The organism is Streptomyces sp. CRN 30, from assembly GCF_034105845.1.
Map to the genome: position 1 here is coordinate 1 of NZ_JAVRHI010000481.1, position 19200 is coordinate 19200.

At 73.7% G+C, this 19200-nt stretch carries 12 protein-coding genes; 7 read left to right on the forward strand and 5 right to left on the reverse strand.

From position 1 onward, the window contains the following. Positions 1-189 precede the first annotated feature (189 nt). Together UW392_RS54335 and UW392_RS54340 are read right to left on the reverse strand one after the other, a co-directional pair. The gene (locus UW392_RS54335; protein ID WP_320782884.1) at positions 190-1341 is read right to left on the reverse strand and encodes a S8 family serine peptidase; all 1152 of its coding nucleotides are present in this window, start codon (positions 1339-1341) and stop codon (positions 190-192) included. Positions 1342-2448: 1107 nt separating this feature from the next. After that, positions 2449-2862, reverse strand: coding sequence for a hypothetical protein (locus UW392_RS54340; protein WP_320782885.1), 414 nt, complete (start codon positions 2860-2862; stop codon positions 2449-2451). 1204 nt (positions 2863-4066) lie between these two features. On the opposite strand from UW392_RS54340, the gene UW392_RS54345 reads away from it, so the two are divergent. From UW392_RS54345 to UW392_RS54355, 3 genes are all read left to right on the forward strand, one after another. Next, the gene (locus UW392_RS54345; protein ID WP_320782886.1) at positions 4067-4774 is read left to right on the forward strand and encodes a hypothetical protein; all 708 of its coding nucleotides are present in this window, start codon (positions 4067-4069) and stop codon (positions 4772-4774) included. Positions 4775-5423: 649 nt separating this feature from the next. Further along, positions 5424-6299, forward strand: a complete 876-nt coding sequence (locus UW392_RS54350; protein WP_320782887.1) for a hypothetical protein — start codon at positions 5424-5426, stop codon at positions 6297-6299. A 46-nt stretch (positions 6300-6345) separates the two neighbouring features. Beyond that, positions 6346-9684: a right-handed parallel beta-helix repeat-containing protein gene (locus UW392_RS54355; protein WP_320782888.1), complete on the forward strand. Its 3339-nt coding sequence runs from the start codon at positions 6346-6348 to the stop codon at positions 9682-9684. Positions 9685-9688: 4 nt separating this feature from the next. Here UW392_RS54355 and UW392_RS54360 read toward each other — a convergent pair whose 3' ends face one another. From UW392_RS54360 to UW392_RS54370, 3 genes are all read right to left on the reverse strand, one after another. Next, positions 9689-12478: a helix-turn-helix transcriptional regulator gene (locus tag UW392_RS54360; protein ID WP_320782889.1), complete on the reverse strand. Its 2790-nt coding sequence runs from the start codon at positions 12476-12478 to the stop codon at positions 9689-9691. 118 nt (positions 12479-12596) lie between these two features. Beyond that, positions 12597-13652 (reverse strand): ricin-type beta-trefoil lectin domain protein, encoded by a 1056-nt coding sequence (locus UW392_RS54365; RefSeq protein ID WP_320782890.1) that lies wholly within the window; start codon positions 13650-13652, stop codon positions 12597-12599. Positions 13653-13712: 60 nt separating this feature from the next. Further along, positions 13713-14192 (reverse strand): DUF6924 domain-containing protein, encoded by a 480-nt coding sequence (locus tag UW392_RS54370; RefSeq protein WP_320782891.1) that lies wholly within the window; start codon positions 14190-14192, stop codon positions 13713-13715. Between the two features lie 112 nt (positions 14193-14304). On the opposite strand from UW392_RS54370, the gene UW392_RS54375 reads away from it, so the two are divergent. The 4 genes from UW392_RS54375 (at position 14305) to UW392_RS54390 (ending at position 19141) form a co-directional block, all read left to right on the forward strand. Beyond that, complete coding sequence (locus UW392_RS54375; protein ID WP_320782892.1) at positions 14305-14487, forward strand: hypothetical protein; 183 nt, start codon at positions 14305-14307, stop codon at positions 14485-14487. 262 nt (positions 14488-14749) lie between these two features. Beyond that, a complete protein-coding gene (gene poxB / locus UW392_RS54380) occupies positions 14750-16483 on the forward strand; it encodes a ubiquinone-dependent pyruvate dehydrogenase (RefSeq protein ID WP_320782893.1) in 1734 nt (577 codons plus the stop codon). A 97-nt stretch (positions 16484-16580) separates the two neighbouring features. Then, positions 16581-17168 (forward strand): MarR family winged helix-turn-helix transcriptional regulator, encoded by a 588-nt coding sequence (locus tag UW392_RS54385; RefSeq protein WP_320782894.1) that lies wholly within the window; start codon positions 16581-16583, stop codon positions 17166-17168. A gap of 89 nt (positions 17169-17257) precedes the next feature. Further along, positions 17258-19141, forward strand: a complete 1884-nt coding sequence (locus UW392_RS54390; protein WP_414497570.1) for an MFS transporter — start codon at positions 17258-17260, stop codon at positions 19139-19141. Positions 19142-19200 lie beyond the last annotated feature (59 nt).

Below are 19200 nucleotides of genomic sequence, written 5' to 3' on the forward strand. Positions count from 1 at the left end.
CACCCGGTCCAGGACGCCCACTTGGATCGAAGAACCGACGTCCCGCACCCCGCCATGACGTGGGGAAAACGACCAGACGCCCCGAGACCATCGCCGAACGAAACCAGCTCAAAGCTCGCAAAGGTTAAATAACAAGCTCAGAGCCTGTGCACAGACTTTCGGCCGGGCGCTGCCCGGCCGAAAGTCTGTTCAGGGGCTCTCAGGCCGGGCCCCTCCGGCCTGCCGGCGGGAGGTCCGGACCCGGGCCAGGGCCATCGCGCCGCCCGCCGCCAGGACCAGCAGCAGCGAGACACCGGCTAGCGTCCAAGCCCGGGGGACTACGGCGCTCCTGGGCGCCGCCTCAGGGAGGTGGACGGCACCCTCGTCCGGCGCGGGCGACGGCGCGGGCGACGACAGCACCGTACTGAGCGCCGCGGTGGGGTCGAGCAGCGGCACGGATGCGTGCGCGGCGGTGGCCCGGAGCCGGGCGGCGGTCTGCGCCGCGGTCAGATCCGGCTGGTGCGCCCGGACCAGGGCGGCGGCACCGGCCACGAAGGCGGCGGCCACCGAGGAGCCGTTCGCGACGTAGTTGCCCCGGCCGGCCGGACCGATGCCGGTGATGGCCTCACCGGGTGCCGCGAGGTCGGCGTCGAGCGGCTGCGGGACGTCCTCGGGACGGTCGCCGGCGATGTCCACGCTCACGACGGACAACACGCCGTCCGTGGCGGCCGGCCAGTAGTCGGCGGGCGGCTGCGCGGACTGCGCGGAGGTGTCCGCCGGCGCGGTGTCGGGCGCGGCGGGCGCGACGACGAGGACGTCCTTGTCGGCCGCGTGCTCGACGGCCGTCCGCAGGGCCGGGGCGTCCTGCGGCAGCGCGGCGGAGACGAGGACCACGTCCACGCCCGCGTCGACCGAGGCCTCGATGCCCTGGGCGGTCAGCGCGGCGCTCGGCACCCCCCACTGGTCGGTGCCCCGTTCGGCGATGATCCGGGCCTGCGGCGCCACCCCGGCGAATCCGCTGCCGGGCACCGCGGCGGCGCCGATCACCCCGGCCAGGAACGTCCCGTGCCCCACACAGTCCTCGGCGGCGGCGCCCTGAGCCCGTACCCGCCCGGAGAGCCCGGCGGCGCCGGGCGCCACACCTGTGTCCACCACCGCGACCTGGACACCTTTCCCTTGCGAGTACCGGTTCGCCGCCGCCAGACCCAGACTCTGCTGGGCCCAGGAGACGGCGGCGACCTGGGTCTTGGAGCCTTCGGTGCACGCCGCGTCGCTCGCGTTGAGCGAGGAAGGTATCAACGGCAGCTGTGGTGCGTCCGACGTCGTCGCGGCGGGGGTCGGGGAGGCGGCCGACGCGCTCACGGGAACAGGACCGACGACGGCGAGCGCGGCCCCCAGGAGCAGGGGCAACGCCCTCGGACGCGGACGGAGAGGATGGCGGTCGTCGTTCATGTCGTCGAGTCCCCTGGTTCGGGTGGTCGGGGGTGATGAGAGTGGGTGCCTCAAGGCACGTGTGAGACATGTTAGAAGGTCGATGATGTCGTAACCGGACCGCTGCACGCATCGTCGTCCAGGACGGGTAAGCTGCGAATGAGAGACACGTGTGGTGCCGGGACGGCGCCCGGTCCGACCGTACGTCGACGGCAAGACACGTATGACTGTCAACCTCGTGAGGAGCGCGCGATGAAACGCCGTGGCAGCGCCCGGCGCGCGGGTCAGGCCGACCGGGGCGCGCATCTGACGGTCTCGCGTGCCCGGGACCACGTCCACCTGGTGCACGCGGGCAGCCGGCCACCGGCCCGGCTGTCCGAACTCGCCGAATGGCTCGGTCCGGCCCGCGAGCACGAGGCCGCCGTCCTGGTCGGTGCCGCCCTCGGTGACGAAGGCGTCTCCGGGCTGTGCGAGGTGCTCACGCCTGTGCTGCGGGAGTGCAAGGACGAGGACGTACACCTGCTGCGGCTGGTGATGTCGGCGGGCGCCGACGAGCCCGAGGGCCGGCCCTCGACGGCCCGGCTGCTGTGCGAGCGCTGGGAACTGGACATCCTCGCCACCGCCGGCCCGGCGGTCGTCGTCCCGGACGGTTCCCTCTTCTCGCCGGACCTGCCCGACGCGCCCGGCGGCTGGTGGCACTTCGCCGTGGGTGAGGTGCCGCGGTTCGTCGGCAGCCGACTGCCCATCCCCGACTGGGAGTCCGCGCTGCGCCTCGTGGACGCCACCGAACCGGTCCCCGACCACGTCGTCGAGCCCGTACCGGCCGGTCTGATGATCCGTCCGCTCGGCGCGACGTCCGCGGCCGTCCACACCCTGCCGTACGCCGTTCCGCCGGACCCGGACCGGCCGCACCTGCTCGTGGACGCGCCCGGGCGTGCCGGCCGCGGGACTGGCGACGATGATCGCCGCCCTGCCGGGGCGGGTGCGCAAGGACATCCGCCTGGTCGCCCTGGACGGGCACTCGATGCTGGAGACCGGTCAGGCCGTCGCCGACCTCCTCGGCACCGAGGTGCACGTGGGCAACGGGGTGCCGGTCGTGGTCGAGGGCGGCGACCCGGAGGGCGGTACCGCCGAGACCGACGACGCCGCCGACGCCGAGGGCGGGACCACGACGGAGCTGTACGCGGTCGACGCCGACGGCACCCCGCTGTGGCGGCCGTTCGCGGAGACGCTCACCTGCGTGCCCGCGACGAGCGACCGGCCGGTACCCGCCCGGGTGACCTCGTGGCGTGCCCCCGTTCCCGTGCTCCAGGGCATGGATCCCGCTGCCCTGCCCTTCGAGCAGACCTGGAAGGTGGCGGTCACGCCCGCGGGTCTGTGGGTCGGCCCGCGCAGCAGCGAGCCGCCGGCGGCCGCCGCGACCCGCGCGGCCGGTCCGGACTCCGTCGCCATCGAACTCGGGGCCCCGCGCCGGGCGCTCGACGACTCGCTCTGGGCCGGCCTCGACCGGTTGTTCGCGGAGCTGGAGCCCGAGGTCCGGGAACGGGCCGTCGTCCACGTCCACGGCGTCCTCGGCAGCAAGGGTATGGACCACCTGAGGCGCCTCACCGTCCGGCACAGCTTCTCCCTGATGCCGCGGACACCGGACACCGCGGAGGCGGTCGCGGCGGACCACCCGGTGCTGGGGCGGACGTATGCGCATACGGAGGAGCCGGCGGACCCGGAGGAGCCGGCGGACCCGGAGCAGTCGGCGGACCCGGAGCAGTCGGTGGACCTGGAGCAGTCGGCGGACCCGGAGGAGTCGGGCGAGGAGGAGTCGGACGACGGGAAGACGCCGGTGCCGCCGGCTGTGAGCCAGGCGACGGTGAAACCGGTCGGAGGCGGGAGCGGGGGCGAGGAGGCCGCGGGACCTCGGTCTTCGGGGATACGACTGACGGAGTCCGGGGCGGCGCAGCCCCCGCCGGGGGGTTCCCGGTCGGGGGAGTCCGGGGCCGAGGGTCCCGCGTCCCCGCGGACGCGGTCGGGGGAGTCCGGGGCCGCGGGTCCCGCCTTCCCGCGGACGCGGTCGGGGGAGCCCGGGTCCCCGGCGACGAGTACGCCGCTGACGAGGACCCCACTGACCGGACTGCCGGGAACCAACTCGGTGAAGGCAGCTCCTGCCGGGGCCGTCGCTCCCGGGGCCGCCCGCTCGAAGAGCGCGGTAGAGCCGGAAGCCGAGCAGAGTCCTGCCGAGCGGGCCCCGACCGATGGACCATCGGCTTCCGGCACCGGTCTCGGCTCCGGCTTCGGCACGGGGTCTGGCCTCGGCTCGGATACGGGGGCCGGCAAGGGCCCCGGCCTTGGCGCGGGTGCGGGGCCTGGCTCGGGCACAGGGGTCGGCAACGGAGCAGGGACCGGCGTGGGCTCAGGCCCCGGCGCGGGCTCGTGGGCCGACATGAGTACAAGGACCCGTGAGGGCGCGGGCCTCGGCTCGGGCAGGGGTCCCGGCGCGGGCACGGGTCCCGGCGTGGGCCCCGGCACGGGCACGGGTCCCAGCTCGGGCACGGGGGTCGACGACGGCTCTGGGACCGGCGCCGGCCCGGGACCCGGCGTGGGTCCCGGCACGGGGACGGGCCCCGGCACGGGGACGGGTCCCCGCACCCGGCCGGTGCCCGGTGTGCCCGCCGCACCCGCGGTTCGCGCGTCGGACAGCGACCACGTCAAGCTCCGCGCCTACCTCGGCCCCTTCTGGCAGCGCCACCACGAAGCCGCCGCGCGGGCGATGCCGCGTCTGCTCAAGGGCCGGCCCAAGGACAGCGGCGGCGACGATGCCGTTGCCGCCGAACTCATCGCCCTGCACGTCTACATGACCGCCGTCGAGGACACCGCGCTGCGCACCGCGCTGGCCGACGAGGACGACCAGAGCCTGACACTGCTGCGCTGTGTGAAGTCCGGCATGCGCCGGCTGCCCTCCTACCGGGGCATCGCGCTGAGTACCGCCGAGGAGCTCGTCACCCGGCTCGGACCGGACGCGGTGGGCGGTGAGTGGACGCCGACCCTGCCGGTGCGCGCCGCGTCGGTGTCCGGTGCCGGTCCGCGGATGCCCGTCGACCACGTCCTCATCTGGTCCGTGACCGGCCGCCGGACCGGCGACCTGGCGGGCGACGGTACCGGAGACGTCCTCTTCGCACAGGAGTCCAGGTTCCGGGTGCTGGGACTCGCCCGGCAGGGCATCGCCACCGTCGGCTTGCTGCAGGAGGTTCCGCGGCAGGCGCACGCCTCCACCGCGGCCCTGGACGCCGCCCTCCTCAAACGCCTTCGAGCCGTACTCGATTCGCCACCCCCTCCCACCCTTCCCAGCCTCCCGCCACGAGGAGCGTCATGACCCCCAGAACGCCAAGGACCCTCGCCGAGCCGACCGCGACGGTCGGCAGGTCCGCCCCGGCCGCCCGGCGCGTGCGCCGCGCCGCCGCGCTGCCCATGCCGGACGGCGCCAGCATGAGCCCCCTCGCCCCCGCCGACTCCCTGGGCGCCGGGCGGGACGACGCCACGATGCGCTCACTCACCTCCGTGCTGGCCGCGGCCCGCACAGAGGAGAAGGAGCCGGCGGGCGACCCGGACGCCTGGCGTCCGCGCGGCACGAACGAGGCCGGCCCGGAGTCGCCGGCCCCCGAGGGCACCGACCCGGCGGCCGTTCCGCACCGCCGCCCCGGCGGCCGGCTCGGCGCGAAGGTCACCGAACGGCCGTTCCTCGTGGCCGCCGCGGTCGCGGGCGCGGTGGTCGCCTCCGCCCCGTTCATGACGTCGCACGCCAAGGACCACTCCACGACGTACGAGGGCATGGGCAAGGGCGATCCGATCGCCGTGGAGGGGGGGGCGGGAACGCCGGCGGGCACACGGACGGCTACGGCGGCCAGGTCTCGATACCGGCCCCGGGCCAGGCGACGGCCGCCGACAATCTGCTGGACCCCGACGCGGGCGACTGGCACGGCACGTCCGGGGCCGGTGACACTGCCGCGGCGGACGCGCCGGTCGTGCCCGGCGTGCTGGCGGCCGACGACTCCGGCACGCGGACGCCCGTCGCCGGCACGGGTACGGGTACGGGTCCCGTGCTCGCCGGAGGGGGCGCGGCGGCCGCCGACGCCCCGGACGCCGCCTCCGCGAAGGACACACCGGCGAAGACCCACGACGACGGCAAGACCGACGGCAAGACCGATGGGAAGAGTACGGACGAGACGCCGGCCAAGACGTCCGTCAAGAGCACGGACAAGACGTCCACGTCCGACGACCCGACCGCGGACGACACCGACGACAAGCCCGTGACCGCGTCCACGGGCACCACGGTGGCGGCCCGCGGCGCGGCCCCGGCGTCCACCGCGGCCACGACCGCCGACTCGGACACCGCCTCCGACACGGACACGGACACCACCGTGAAGTCGGACACCACCTCCGACACCGTCCCGGCCTCCGCCCGCACCGCCGAGACGGCGGACACCACGGACACGGCGACGGACACCACGACGGACACGGCCGCAGGTCCGGCCGACCCCGCCCAGGAGGAGGCCGCCCCCCAGTGGGAGACCAAGGTCTTCACCTCCACCTTCACCCTCCGCGCCGGTGAGTCCGTCTCCTCCGACCGGATGAGCATCACCATGCGCGCCGACGGCAACCTCGTCATCACCGACGAGAACGGCACGGTCCGCTGGTCGTCCGGGACCACCGGCGAGAACAACGCCGCCACGTTCAAGACGGACGGCGAACTCGTCATCCGCTCCGCCTACCAGCAGACACTCTGGTCGTCGCACACCGGCGGACACACCGGGGCCAAGCTCGTCATCCAGAACGACGGCAACGTCACCGTCCTCAGCGCCGACGACCAGACTCTCTGGGCAGCCGGCACCCAGCACTGACCCCCCCGGGGGGCGTGCAGCCCACCTCGAACACGAAGGAGCAGGCGTGGCCCGCCATGTGATCACCGTCGGCCCGGACAGCGGGTGCGACCACAGCACGATCGGCGCGGCGCTGCGCAACGCCCGGCCGGGAGCCGTCATCAGCGTCCGGCCGGGCAGCTACCGGGAGACCCTGGTCGTCGAGAACCGGGTGACCATCGTCGCCGAAGGCCCGCGCGGCAGCGTCGAGATCGCCCCGGACAAGGGCGCGGCCGTGACGCTCGCCGCCGACGCCGTGATGCTGACCGATCTGCTGCTGCGCGCCGGCGAGGGCGAGCTGCCCGTGATCGACGCGGTCCGCGGCCAGGTCGCCATGGACGGCTGCGAGATCCTCGGGGCGGGCTGGACGGCCCTGCTCAGCCGGGGCAGCGGCTCCCTCGCCCTGCGCTCGTGCCGCATCACCAACCCCGTCGGCGCGGGCGTGGTGGAGGCCGGCACCACCGGCAGCGTCATCGAGGACTGCCTGATCGAGAACCTGGGCACCTCCGGCGTGGTGATCAGCGAGCGCGGCCACGCCACCGTCCGCAACTGCCGTGTCCGCGACGCCCGCGGCAACGGTGTGCTGGCCAACGGCGATTCACGGGGCGTGGTGGAGGACTGCGAGATCACCGCCGTGGAGAAGCCCGGTCTCGCCCTGGAGGGGAGCACGGCGCTACGGGTGGTGCGCACGACGCTGCGGGACTGCTCGGTCGGTGCCCACCTGGCCAGTTCCGCCCGCACCGAGCTGTCCCACGTACGGATCCACGGCGCCGCCGGTCACGGCTTCGTGGTGGCGGAGCGCTCCGACCCCCAGCTGTCCTACTGCGAGACCTCCGGCACCCGCGGCAGCGGCCTGTACGTCACCGGCCGCTCCCGGGGCTACTTCGTCAACTGCGCGTTCGACGCGGCCGAGGAGCCCGCCGTGCACGTCGACGACACCAGCTCCCCCTCGCTCAGCGGGACCCGGGTGACGAACAGCAAGGGGGTCGGCGTGCTGCTGGAGGGAGAGTGCGCCGCCGAGTTCGACCAACTGGACGTGGTCCGGGCGGGCGGGCACGGCGTCTCGGTCACCGCCGGGGCCAATCCGCTGCTGCGCCGGGCCCGGATCACGGAGGCGCGCGGCGCGGGCATCCTGGTCGCCCAGGACGCCCGCGGCCGGTTCGAGGACTGCGAGGTCGGCGACTGCGCGGGCCACGCCCTGCGTGTCGAGGGCGGCGGCAATCCGCACGTCGGCACCTCGTCCCTGCGCGGCGCGGGCAAGTCCGGTGTGTGCCTCGGCGACGACGGGCGGGCCACCCTGCGGGACTGCGAGATCTCCGGCTGCTCCGCGTCCGGGGCCGCGGTCGAGCAGGGCGGCGTACTGACCCTGATCCGTACCCGGGTGCTGGGCAGCGGCGGCCACGGGGCGCTGATCGGCATGGGCGGCCGGGCCTCGCTGAAGACCTGCGAGTTCAGCGGCAACGCCGGGGACGGCGTCCGCGTCGACACCGACCGGGCCGTCGAGGTCACCGACTGCACCGTACGCTCCAACCGCGGGTCCGGGCTGAAGCGGGCCCCGTCCCGTGCCGAGTTCACGCTCTCCGGGCTCACCAGCGTCGACAACAAGTCACCCGACGAGGGCACCGACCCGGCGGCCGACCCGGTCGCCTCCGACGGGGCGGGCGAAGCCGCGGACGGCGGCCAGGACGGCAAGTCCCCGGAGAACGCCCTGGTCGCGGAGTTGAACGAGCTGGTCGGACTCGCGGGCGTCAAGGAGCAGGTCAACATGCTGGTCAGCCTGGGCAAGCTCGCGCAGCGGCGGGCCCAGCTCGGCATCCCGGCCCCGCCGATGAGCCGCCACCTGGTCTTCGCGGGCCCGCCCGGCACCGGCAAGACCACCGTGGCCCGCCTCTACGGCGGCATCCTGGCGAACCTCGGCATGCTCTCCTCCGGCCACATCGTCGAGGTGTCCCGCGCCGACCTGGTGGCCCAGGTGATCGGCGGTACCGCCATCAAGACCACCGAGGTCTTCGAACAGGCGCTGGGCGGCGTCCTGTTCATCGACGAGGCGTACACCCTGATCTCGGACAGCAAGGGCTCCGGCGCCGACTTCGGCCAGGAGGCCATCGACACCCTGGTGAAACTGATCGAGGACCACCGGGACGACACCGTCGTGATCGTCGCCGGCTACCCCAAGGAGATGCAGGACTTCCTCGCCGCCAACCCCGGCCTCGCCTCCCGCTTCACCCGCACCATCGAGTTCGAGAACTACTCGGTGGACGAACTGGTCACCATCACCGAGTCCATGTGCGCCGGCCACCGCTACGTGCTCGACCCGCTCACCAAGGAGGCTCTCGCGCTGCGCTTCTCCGGTATGCGGCGCGACGCCACGTTCGGCAACGGCCGCGCCGCACGCGGGGTGTTCGAGGAGATGATCGACCGGCAGTCGCTGCGGCTGGCCACCCTGCCCGAGGCCAGCGAGGCGGACCTGATGCTGATGCTGCCGGAGGACGTCGGGGCCGACGTCGCCGAGGAAGTACGTACGGAGGAGAAGAAGGCACCCGGCGAGTCCGACGTACTGACCCGGCTGCGTGCCATGACCGGACTGTCGGCGGTCAAGCGGGAGGTCGGCGGCATCGCGGACCTGCTCAGCGCCTACCGGCAGCGGGCCGCGCTGGGTCTGCCGACACCCTCGGTCAGTCACCACGCGGTGTTCTCCGGCCCGCCCGGCACCGGCAAGACCACCGTCGCCCGCCTCTACGCCGACCTGCTCAAGTCCTTCGGAGTGCTCTCCCGGGGCCAGCTCGTCGAGGTCGGCCGGGCCGACCTGGTGGGCCGCTACATCGGCCACACCGCACAGCTCACCACCGAGAGGTTCGAGGAGGCCGTCGGTGGTGTCCTGTTCATCGACGAGGCGTACACCCTCACCCCCGAGGGCTCCACGCAGGACTTCGGCCGGGAGGCCGTGGACACGTTGCTGAAGCTGATGGAGGACCGCCGCGACGAGGTCGCGGTCATCGTCGCGGGCTACCCCGCCGAGATGGACCGGTTCCTGGCCTCCAACCCCGGTCTAGCCTCACGTTTCTCCCGGCATGTCAGCTTCGAGGACTACTCCACCGAGGAGCTGCTGGCGATCATGGCGGAGCAGGCGACGACAGCGGGATACGTGTGCGCGCCCGACACGGTGGAGGCGCTGCGCGTCCACCTCGACGGGGTGCCCCGCACCCGGTCCTTCGGCAACGCGCGCCTGGCCCGCCAACTGCTGGAGACCATGATGACCCGGCAGGCGGGCCGGCTCGCCACGCTGGCCGCGCCCGACCTGGAGGCGCTCACCACGCTGCTCCCCGACGACCTGCCGGAGGAGGCACTGGCCGGCCGGACCGCATGACGGATCAGGTCCGCTCCTGCCGCCGCAGCGCGTCCCGCAGCGCCACCCGGGACGCGATGCCCAGCTTGGGATAGATCTGGTACAGGTGCGCGCCGACGGTCCGGTGCGAGATGAACAGCCGCTCGGCGATCTGCCTGTTGGTCAGGCCGCTCGCCGCCAGCTCCGCGATCTCGCGTTCCTGCGCGGTCAGGGCCGCCCCTGACCCGCCCTCAACGGGTGCGGCGATCCGCCCGGCCGCCCGCAGTTCCTTGCGGGTCCGCTCCGCCCAGGCCACCGATCCGAGCTGCTCGAACGTGCGCAGCGCGGCCGTCAGCGGCGCCTTGGACTCCGACAGCGCCCGCGACCGGCGCAGCCGTTCCCCCTGCGCGAGCCGCATCCGGGCCAGGGTGAACGGCCAGCGCTCGGCGTCCGGCGCGGCCAGCGCCCGCGCGAACAGCCGGCCCGCCTCGGCGTCGTCGTCCGTCACCAGCGCCTCCGCGGCGTCGGCCAGCATCGCCAGCCGGGGGGACAGGCCCGCGATGTTCGTCTCCGCGCGCAGGGCACGCACGTGTGCGGCGGCCTCCGCGCGCCGGTCGGTGCGCACCGCGGCCTCCACCAGCTCGAAGAACACCCAGGACGCGTGCGCCACGTACGGCGGGAAACTCCCCGCCGGACTGATCGCGGTGACCCGGCCGTACGCCGCGTCGAAGTCGCCGTCGGCGATGTCGGCGAGCGCGTGCACGTGCAGGGCGGTGTGCACGGCCTCCCGGATGCCGCGCGGCGCCGCCCAGTTGATCATCGCCTCGGCGAGGGCGTGGGCGGTCCCGGTCTCTCCTCGGGACGCGGTGACCAGTCCCTTGGTGTACTGGAAGAACCACAGGCAGACGGAGTATCCGGACTCCTGGCACTGGGCCAGCCCCTCCTCGGACAGCTCCAGGACCGACTCCCACCGGCCGCGGTGGTAGTCCTCCAGGTTGAGGTGCAGCAGCGCGCCGATGTGCCGGCGCACCGCACCGCCGTCCCGGCCCTGCCGCACCAGCCGCCACGCCACGTCGCGAACCGCCGCGAGCCGGTCCGGGTAGACCGCGGCCGTGCCCACCCGCACGATCCGGGCGGGGTCGGTCTCCCGGCTGGTCGCGGCGATGATCGCGTCCAGTTCCCGGAGCGTCGCCGGGTCGGCGTGCGCCGGATCGCCCCAGGTGCGGGCGGCCACCAGCAGCAGCGGCGGGGGCGCGGGGCGCAGCCGGGCGACGGCCGCGTAGTACGGCGCCCACAGTGCCTCGTCGGCCCCGTAGTTGCACAGCAGCAGCAGGAAGTGCAGCGCGTCGATCAGCGCCGGGTCCTCGGCGTCGAAACCGTGGTCGCCCTCCTCGACGGCGGCGACCAGCAGCCGGTGCGCGGTGGCCAGGTCGCCGTCGCCGTTCAGTACGAGCTGGACCGCGGCGTTGGCGCTGACCAGCGACGCGCCGTGGCGGGGGTCGGCCCGCCGGGCGTCCTCCAGCAGCACGGACGCGTCGCTCAGCGCGCCGACCGCCTCGGCACCCACATAGGCGGCCTCGGCCAGCCGGCGGGCGCGGTCGGTGTCGCGGGGGCTGAGGTCGGCGGCCCGGGTGAGCGCGGCGATCGCCGCCATCGCGTCGCCGCGCTGCTGGATCTGCCGTGCCGTCCGTTCCAGCAGCGCGGCCACGTCCTCGTCGGGCTGGAGCGTCGCCTCGCCCAGGTGCCAGGCGCGGCGCTCCGGCCGGTCGGCCAGGACGCCGGCCAGCGCGCGGTGCGCGGCCCGCCGGGCACCGCCGGTGGCCTCCTCGACCACGGCCGACTTCATCAGCGGGTGCCCGAACACCAGGCGGCGCGGGGACTCCGTCACCCGTACCAGTCCGTCCTGTTCGGCGGCGTCCAGGGCGGTCAGGTCCGCGTCGCCGCCGGTCGCCCGGACGGCGGCGGACAGCACTCCGAGGTCACCGGTGTCGTCCAGGACGGCGAGCAGCAGCAACGCGCGGGTCGCGGCGGGCAGGCCGCGCACCCGGTCGGCGAACAGCGACTGCAGGCGCTCACCGAGCGGCAGCAGGGCCGGCAGGACCGCACGGGCCCGCCGCTGGTCGGCGCGGAGCGCGCCGGGCAGCTCCAGCAGGGCCAGCGGGTTGCCCCGCGCGGTCTCCAGCAGCCGGCGGCGCACCGGTCGCGCCAGGTCGGGAAAGCACCGGTCGACCAGGCGGGCGGCGGACGCCCCGTCCAGCGCGGGCACCTCGTAGTACGGCAGCCCGCTGCCGTCGAAGAAGCTGTCCACTCCGGTGCGGCAGGCGGCGAGGAACCGGACGCGGTCGCCGGGCAGCCGCCGGGCGAGGAAGCTGAAGACGGCGGCGCTCGCCCGGTCCACCCAGGGCAGGTCGTCCACGACCAGCAGGAGGGGACCGTCCTCGGCCGCCGTCCGGAGCAGCGCCAGCGCGGCATTGCATACCACCAGCCGCTCGGGCGCCGGCCCCGCGCCGAAGCCCGTGGCGACGCTGACCGCCTCCCGGGCGGGAGCGTCGAGCCGGCCGAGGATGCCGTGCAGCGGCAGCAGCACCTGGTTGAGCGCCGAGTAACTGACGTCCGCCTCGAACTCGGCGCCGGCCGCGCGCAGTACCCGGACGCCGGCCTCGGCGGCGGCTCCGGCCACCGCGTCGAGCAGCGCCGACTTGCCGACGCCGGGCTCCCCGGAGAGCAGGACGGTGCCGCCCGGGTGCCGCTCCAGCAGCGCACCGACCCGGTCCAGGTCGGCCTCCCGGCCCACCAGGGAGGGGGCGGCCCCGCGCCGCACCGGGCTGCCTGCCATCTGTCGTCCCTCCGTCGGCGCCCCGCCATTCTAGGGACGTCCGCCCCAGGTCACGGGCGGTGGGGGAGGAATACCGACGGTGTGCGCCGGGCCGGCGTGACCGGGTGCCGCGGTGCTGTCAGGACCGCGACCACTTCTGCTGGTCCAGTCCGTTGCAGCTCCACAGCTGGACGCGGGCACCGTTGGCGGTCGCGCCGTCCTGAACGTCCGCGCACTTGTCGGCGAGCCTGCTGACGATGTCGTGGCGGTGATTCAGCTCGAACTGCTGTGTGTCGCCGCCGTCGCACTCGGCGAGCCGCAGTTCCGCGCCGTCGGCGGTCGAGCCGTGCCCGAGCTGTACGCACATGCCGAGGACGCGCATGGTCCCGTCCGACGCGAACGTCCAGCGCTGCGAGGCGGAGTCGTCGTGGCAGTCCCAGATCATCAGCCGCGTCCCGGCGACGGGCTGCCCGCCGACGACAGCGAGGCAGCGCTGCGAGGCGTGGCCGCGCACACTCACTTCCGACGGCGCCGCAGTGGTCGCCTCCGCGCTGTCGGACGCGCCCCCGGCCGGCGCGCCGGCCACCTTCTCGGCGTCCTTCGCGGCCTTGGCCGACGCGCTGCCACCGGCCGACGGCGACGCGTCGGCGGAGGGACTCGCCGGATCCTTCGAGGGTTTGCCGCCGTGGGGCGCGCTCGCGGACGCTGACGCTCCGCCGTCCGGCTCCGCGACGTCCTCCACGCGGTAGTCGTCGGTGCCGACCGACACCGACGCCCCGTCGCGCTGCCCGCCGTCGTCCCGACCGGACAGAGTCAGGACGAGGACGACGGCCCCCGCGGACAGCAGCCCGACGACACCCACCACGCCGAGGGCACCGCGCGACCCCTCGCGCCGGGCCCGGTCGCCGGGCCGTCGCTTCAGGACATCGCCCAGCCGGCCCTTCGCGGCGGGCCGCGACGCGGGCTCGGGCACGGGCCGGGGCGCGGCCGGCTCTTCGCGGGGGCCGTCGGAGGCGGCGCGGGTCCCGAGGGAGGAGAACTGGGTGAGCCGCGGCAGGGAGTCACCCCGGTCGGCCGAGGGGGCGGCGGCGGGTCCCGGCCGGACGGGCGTGGGAGCCGGACCGGCCCTCCTGCCACTGCCCGGAACCCGTTTGGGGAGATCCCCCGCCGACGGGGGTGTGGGTGGAGGTGCCATGGGTCCTTCCGAATGAGGTGGGGAACGTCGACGGCTGCGGGGCGGGAGAGGGAGAGCCGGTCAGAACCCCCGGAACACCCCGTCCGTCGCCGCCGCGTCCACGAACTCCGTCCAGTCCATGTTGGCGAGGGAGATGTTGTTCTCGACGGACCACAGTTCGCTCGCGACGACCCGCAGTTCCGCGTGGTCGGCTCCGGCCTCCTCCTCGTCCAGGTAGAGGGCCAGCAGCGGCATCTCCGGGTCGGTCAGGGCCCGGCTGTCGGCCACGACCAGCAGGTCGTCCCCCTCGGGCGCGAGCGCGGCGAGCTGCTCGGCCGTCAGGCCCCGGTAGGAGGGGTCGTCCACGATGTGCAGCACCGCGAGGAAGTCGTCGTCGTCATCGTCGTCATCGTCGTCGTCCTGGTCGGCCGGCGTGGTGACCGCGGTGCGCAGGGCCTGCCAGGCCGCTTCGTCGGAGAAGTCGGTGCGGATCAGCAGGGTTTCCTCGGTCTTCGGCAGGGCGTTCATGGCTCGCTGGTTCTCCAGAGGGACGTGAAACATGTGTCCCGCACATGTTAGGGGAACGGATGGCGAGATACGTATACGTTCGTCACCTCCTTGACAGGTGACTGTGGTGCGGGGCAAGCTGAGGGCACCGAAAGGAGCAGCACACATGAACAGTTACGAGTCCCCCCTCTTCCCGGGCCGCCTGGGCAAGGAGGAGGAAGCCCTCCACGAACTGCTCCGGCGGGTCAACTGCAATGACCGGCGGGAGGTGCAGGACCACGAGGCGGCGGAGTACGCCCTGCGCACCCGGCGGCTCGCGGCCGTCACCTGGCTCAGCGCCGTGCTGTGACCGGACGGCGAGGCCGGCCGACCTGTGCCGCGGGCAGTGCGGCAACAGTTCGGCCGGGCTGATGACGAAGCGTCGGACCAGCCGGTTCGCGTGAGTTCCGAGTGCCGCCCACGCGGCTCGGCACCCCCGCGTCCGGCAGTCGTCCGACCGAGGTACGGGGCGCGGTCCGGCGCGGGTGCCGCAGTCATTCGACGGATGTGAGCGCAATGTCCGTTCTCGCAGACTGGCCGGGTGCCCGACCGTCCCACGAAAGGCGACCCGCATGCCCACCTTCGCTGACCACGTCATCGCCTCGCTCAAGGCTTCCGGCGTGCGCCGTCTGTACGGCCTGCCCGGTGACTCCCTCAACGGGCTGACCGACGCCATCCGCCGCACCGACGACGTCGACTGGGTGCACGTACGGCACGAGGAGAGCGCCGCCCTCGCCGCGGCGGCCGAGGCCGGGCTGACCGGCGAGCTGACCGTCTGCGTCGGCGGTTGCGGACCCGGCAACCTGCACTTGATCAACGGGCTGTTCGACGCCCAGCGCAGCCGCGTCCCGGTGCTCGCGATCGCCGCCCAGATACCGGGCGCCGAGATCGGCACCGGGTACTTCCAGGAGACCCGCCCGCGGGAACTGTTCGCCGACTGCAGCGTCTACGCGGAGACCGTCACCGCCGCCGAGTACGGCCCCCGCGTCCTGGAGACGGCGATGCGGGCGGCGGTCGAGCGCAGGGGAGTGGCAGTCGTCATCGTCCCCGGCGAAGTGTTCCTGGGGAAGACGGGCCGCGAGGTGCCGCCCGCCGCCGTACGTCCCGCCCGCAGCGTCGTCCGCCCCGACGACCGTGCCCTGCGCGACGCCGCCGCCCTGCTGAACGACGGGCGGCGGGTGACGATCCTGGCCGGCGCGGGCGCGGTCGGAGCCCACGACGACCTGGTCCGGCTCGCCGAGACCCTCAAGGCGCCCGTCGTGCACGCGCTGCGCGGCAAGGAGTACGTCGAGTACGACAACCCCTACGACGTCGGCATGACCGGCCTGCTCGGTTTCGCCTCCGGCTACAAGGCGATCGAGGAGGCCGACACCCTGCTGATGCTGGGCACCGATTTCCCCTACCGGCAGTTCTATCCGCGGCACGCCAAGGTGATCCAGCTCGACATCCGGGGCGAGCAGATCGGCCGGCGCGTCCGCGTCGACCTGCCGCTGGTCGGCAGCGTCCGGGACACGCTGCCCGCGCTGCTGCCGCTGCTGACCGTGAAGTCCGAGCGGCGTCACCTCGACGACGCCCTCGCCCACTACGCCCGTACCCGCAAGTCCCTGGACGCGCTCGCCGTCAACGACCGGGACCGGACCCCGATCCATCCGCAGTTCGTGGCGAGCACCCTGGACCGGCTCGCCGACCGGGACGCCGTCTTCACCGTTGACGTCGGCTCCCCGGTGGTGTGGGCGGCCCGCTACCTGACCTTCAACGGGCGCCGGCGGCTGCTGGGTTCCTTCAACCACGGCACCATGGCCTGCGCCCTGCTCCAGGCGGTCGGCGCGCAGGCGGCGTTCCCCGGCAGGCAGGTGGTCTCCCTGTCGGGCGACGGCGGGCTCACCATGCCGCTCGGTGAGCTGTTCACGCTCCGCCAGAACGGGCTGCCTGCCAAGATCGTCGTCTTCAACAACGGTTCGCTGAACTTCGTCGAGCTGGAGATGAAGGCGGCCGGATTCGTCAACTACGCCACCGAGCTGGACAATCCGCAGCTCGCCGAGGTCGCCGCCGCGATCGGGCTGTGGTCCCGCCGGGTCGAGCGGCCCGGCGACCTGGAGGACGCCCTGAAGGGGGCCTTCGCCCACCAGGGCCCGGCGCTGGTGGAGGTGATGACCGCTCGCCAGGAACTGTCCGTGCCCCCGGCGATCACGGTGGAGCAGGCCAAGGGCTTCACCCTCTACGCCATCCGCACCGTCCTGGACGGCCGCGGCGGGGAACTGCTCGACCTCGTCTCCACCAACGTGGCCCGACGCATCCTGCACTGAACACACATGTGTGCTTGGGCACACATGTCGTGAGAAATTTGCCTGAGCCAACCAACCAACCTCATAGTTGCCTTAAGCAATGACCCTGGAGGCATGTGTGGCCGAGAAAGCTCTGTACGAGGAGCTGATGCGGCAGCTGAGCGCCATCGGGTGCGTCAAGCGAGAGCTGGCACGCATCCTCCCCGACGGCTGCTCCAGCGGCTCCGCCACGGTACTGGCGCTGCTCGGCCGCGACGGCGACATGCGCATCGGCAGACTCGCCGAACTGCTCGCCGTCGACATGTCGGTCACCAGCCGCCACGTCACCCACCTGACCGCGCTGGGCTGGATCGACCGCAGCCCCGACCCCGCCGACCGGCGCTCGCGCATCCTGCGCCTAACCCCGGAGGGCCGGGCCCGCCTGGCCGAACTGTCCGACCGTACCGCCAGGTTGCTCGCCGCACGGCTGAACGACTGGAGCGACGAGGACGTCCGCCGGCTGACCTGGCTCATGGCCCGGCTCCGGGCGAGCTTCGACGACGGGCGCGGCGACACCGCGCCGTCCACCGAGCCGCCGTCCGCCGAGCCGTCGTCGACCGAGCCGCCGTCCGGGCGCGGCGACACCCTGCCGTCCACCGAGCCGCCGACGGCCGCCCGGCCACCCCTCACACCCGCTGCCACCACGTTCACCACGTTCACCACGTAAGGAAGAGACACTTCATGACCACCACCCCGCAAGCCGGCGTGCGGGCCTCCGCACCGGGCGCGGGCGCGGGAGGCTCCGCCCACGCGCCCATGACCCACCCGCAGATCATGCGCGCGCTCTCCGGCCTCCTGCTCGGCCTGTTCTGCGCCATCCTCTCCTCGACCGTCGTCACCAACGCACTGCCGAAGATCATCGGTGACCTCGGCGGCGGCCAGTCCGCCTACACCTGGGTCGTCACCGCCTCCCTGCTCGCGGTCACCGCCTCCACCCCCCTGTGGGGCAAGCTCGCCGACCAGTTCAGCAAGAAGGTCCTGGTCCAGTCGGCGCTCGTCGTCTACGTCATCGGGTCGCTGGTCGCGGGCTTCGCGCACAACCCGGCGACGCTGATCACCGCCCGCGTCATCCAGGGCCTGGGCGGCGGCGGCCTGTCCGCGCTGGCCCAGGTCGTGCTGGCCGCGATGATCTCCCCGCGCGAACGCGGCCGGTACTCCGGCTACCTCGGTGCCGTGTTCGCCGTCGCCACCGTGGGCGGCCCGCTGCTCGGCGGTGTCATCACCGACACCTCCTGGCTCGGCTGGCGCTGGTGCCTGTTCGTCGGCATCCCCTTCGCCCTCGTCGCCCTGGTCGTACTCCAGCGCACCCTGAACCTGCTGGTGACCAAGCGCGAGGTCAAGGTCGACTGGGCCGGCGCCTTCTTCGTCACCGCGGCCGTGTGCACCCTGCTGATCTGGGTCACCTTCGCCGACGACAAGTACGACTGGCTGTCCTGGCAGACGTACACGCTGGTCGCCGCGGCGATCGTGCTGGCGCTGATCTTCCTGTGGGTGGAGACGAAGGCCGCCGAGCCGATCATCCCGCTGCGGCTGTTCCGCAACCCCACCATCACCCTGGCCTCCGTCGCTTCCCTCTTCGTCGGCGTCGCGCTCTTCGCGGGCACGGTCTTCTTCAGCCAGTACTTCCAGCTGGCGCGCGGCGACTCCCCGACCAAGTCCGGTGTGATGACGATCCCGTTCATCGCGGGCCTGTTCGTCTCCTCCACGGTCTCCGGCCGCGTCATCACCCGCACCGGAAAGTGGAAGGGCTGGCTGCTCACCGGCGGCGTCCTGCTCACGGCGGGCCTGGCCCTGCTGGGCACGCTCCGCCACGACACCCCGTACCTGTACATCGCCTGCTGCATGGCGCTGATGGGCCTCGGCGTCGGCATGACCCTCCAGAACCTCGTGCTCTGCACCCAGAACCAGGTGTCCCCGGCTGACCTCGGCGCCACGTCCTCCACGGTCACCTTCTTCCGGTCGCTCGGCGGCGCGGTCGGCGTCTCGGTGCTCGGCTCGGTCCTCACCACCCGGATCGGCCACTACGCCAAGGACACCATCACCCAGCTCTCCCCGCGGGACCAGGCGGCGGCCGCCGAGGCGTCCGGCAGCGGCAACCTGCCCGACCTCGCGATCCTGCCCACCCCGGTCCGCATCTGGCTGGAGGGCGCCTACGGGCACGCCATCGGCGACATCTTCCTCTACGTCGCACCGGTCGCCCTGATCGCCTTCCTGGTGACCGTCTTCATCAAGGAGGTCCCGCTGCGCGCCTCCAGCGGCCTCGACCAGGCCGCCGCGCAGATGGCGCGGACGGCCGTGGAGGACGCCGAGGCGGTCGCCGGGGCACCGGTGCCGGCCGAGGCCGTCGACGAGGCCGTACGGGCGTCCGCCGGCGCCGGCATCGAGGTCCGGGGCCGGATACGGGCCGCCGGGAGCGAAGCCGCCCCGCGCGGCGGGTCCGTCACCCTCACCACCGTGGAGGGCGGCGAACTGGGCCGCGCGGAGGTCCGGGCCGACGGCTCCTGGACGGTGGACGCTCCCGGCACCGGCCGGTACGTCCTGATCAGCGCCGCCGAGGGCTACCAGCCGCAGGTCTCCGCCATCGAGGTGGCCGAGGTGCCGTTCGTCCACGACGTGCGGCTGACGGCCCCGGCCGACTGACCGGGCCTGCCGCAGCCGGGTGCCGACGGCCATGGCGGCCGGCACCCGGCTGCGGCCTC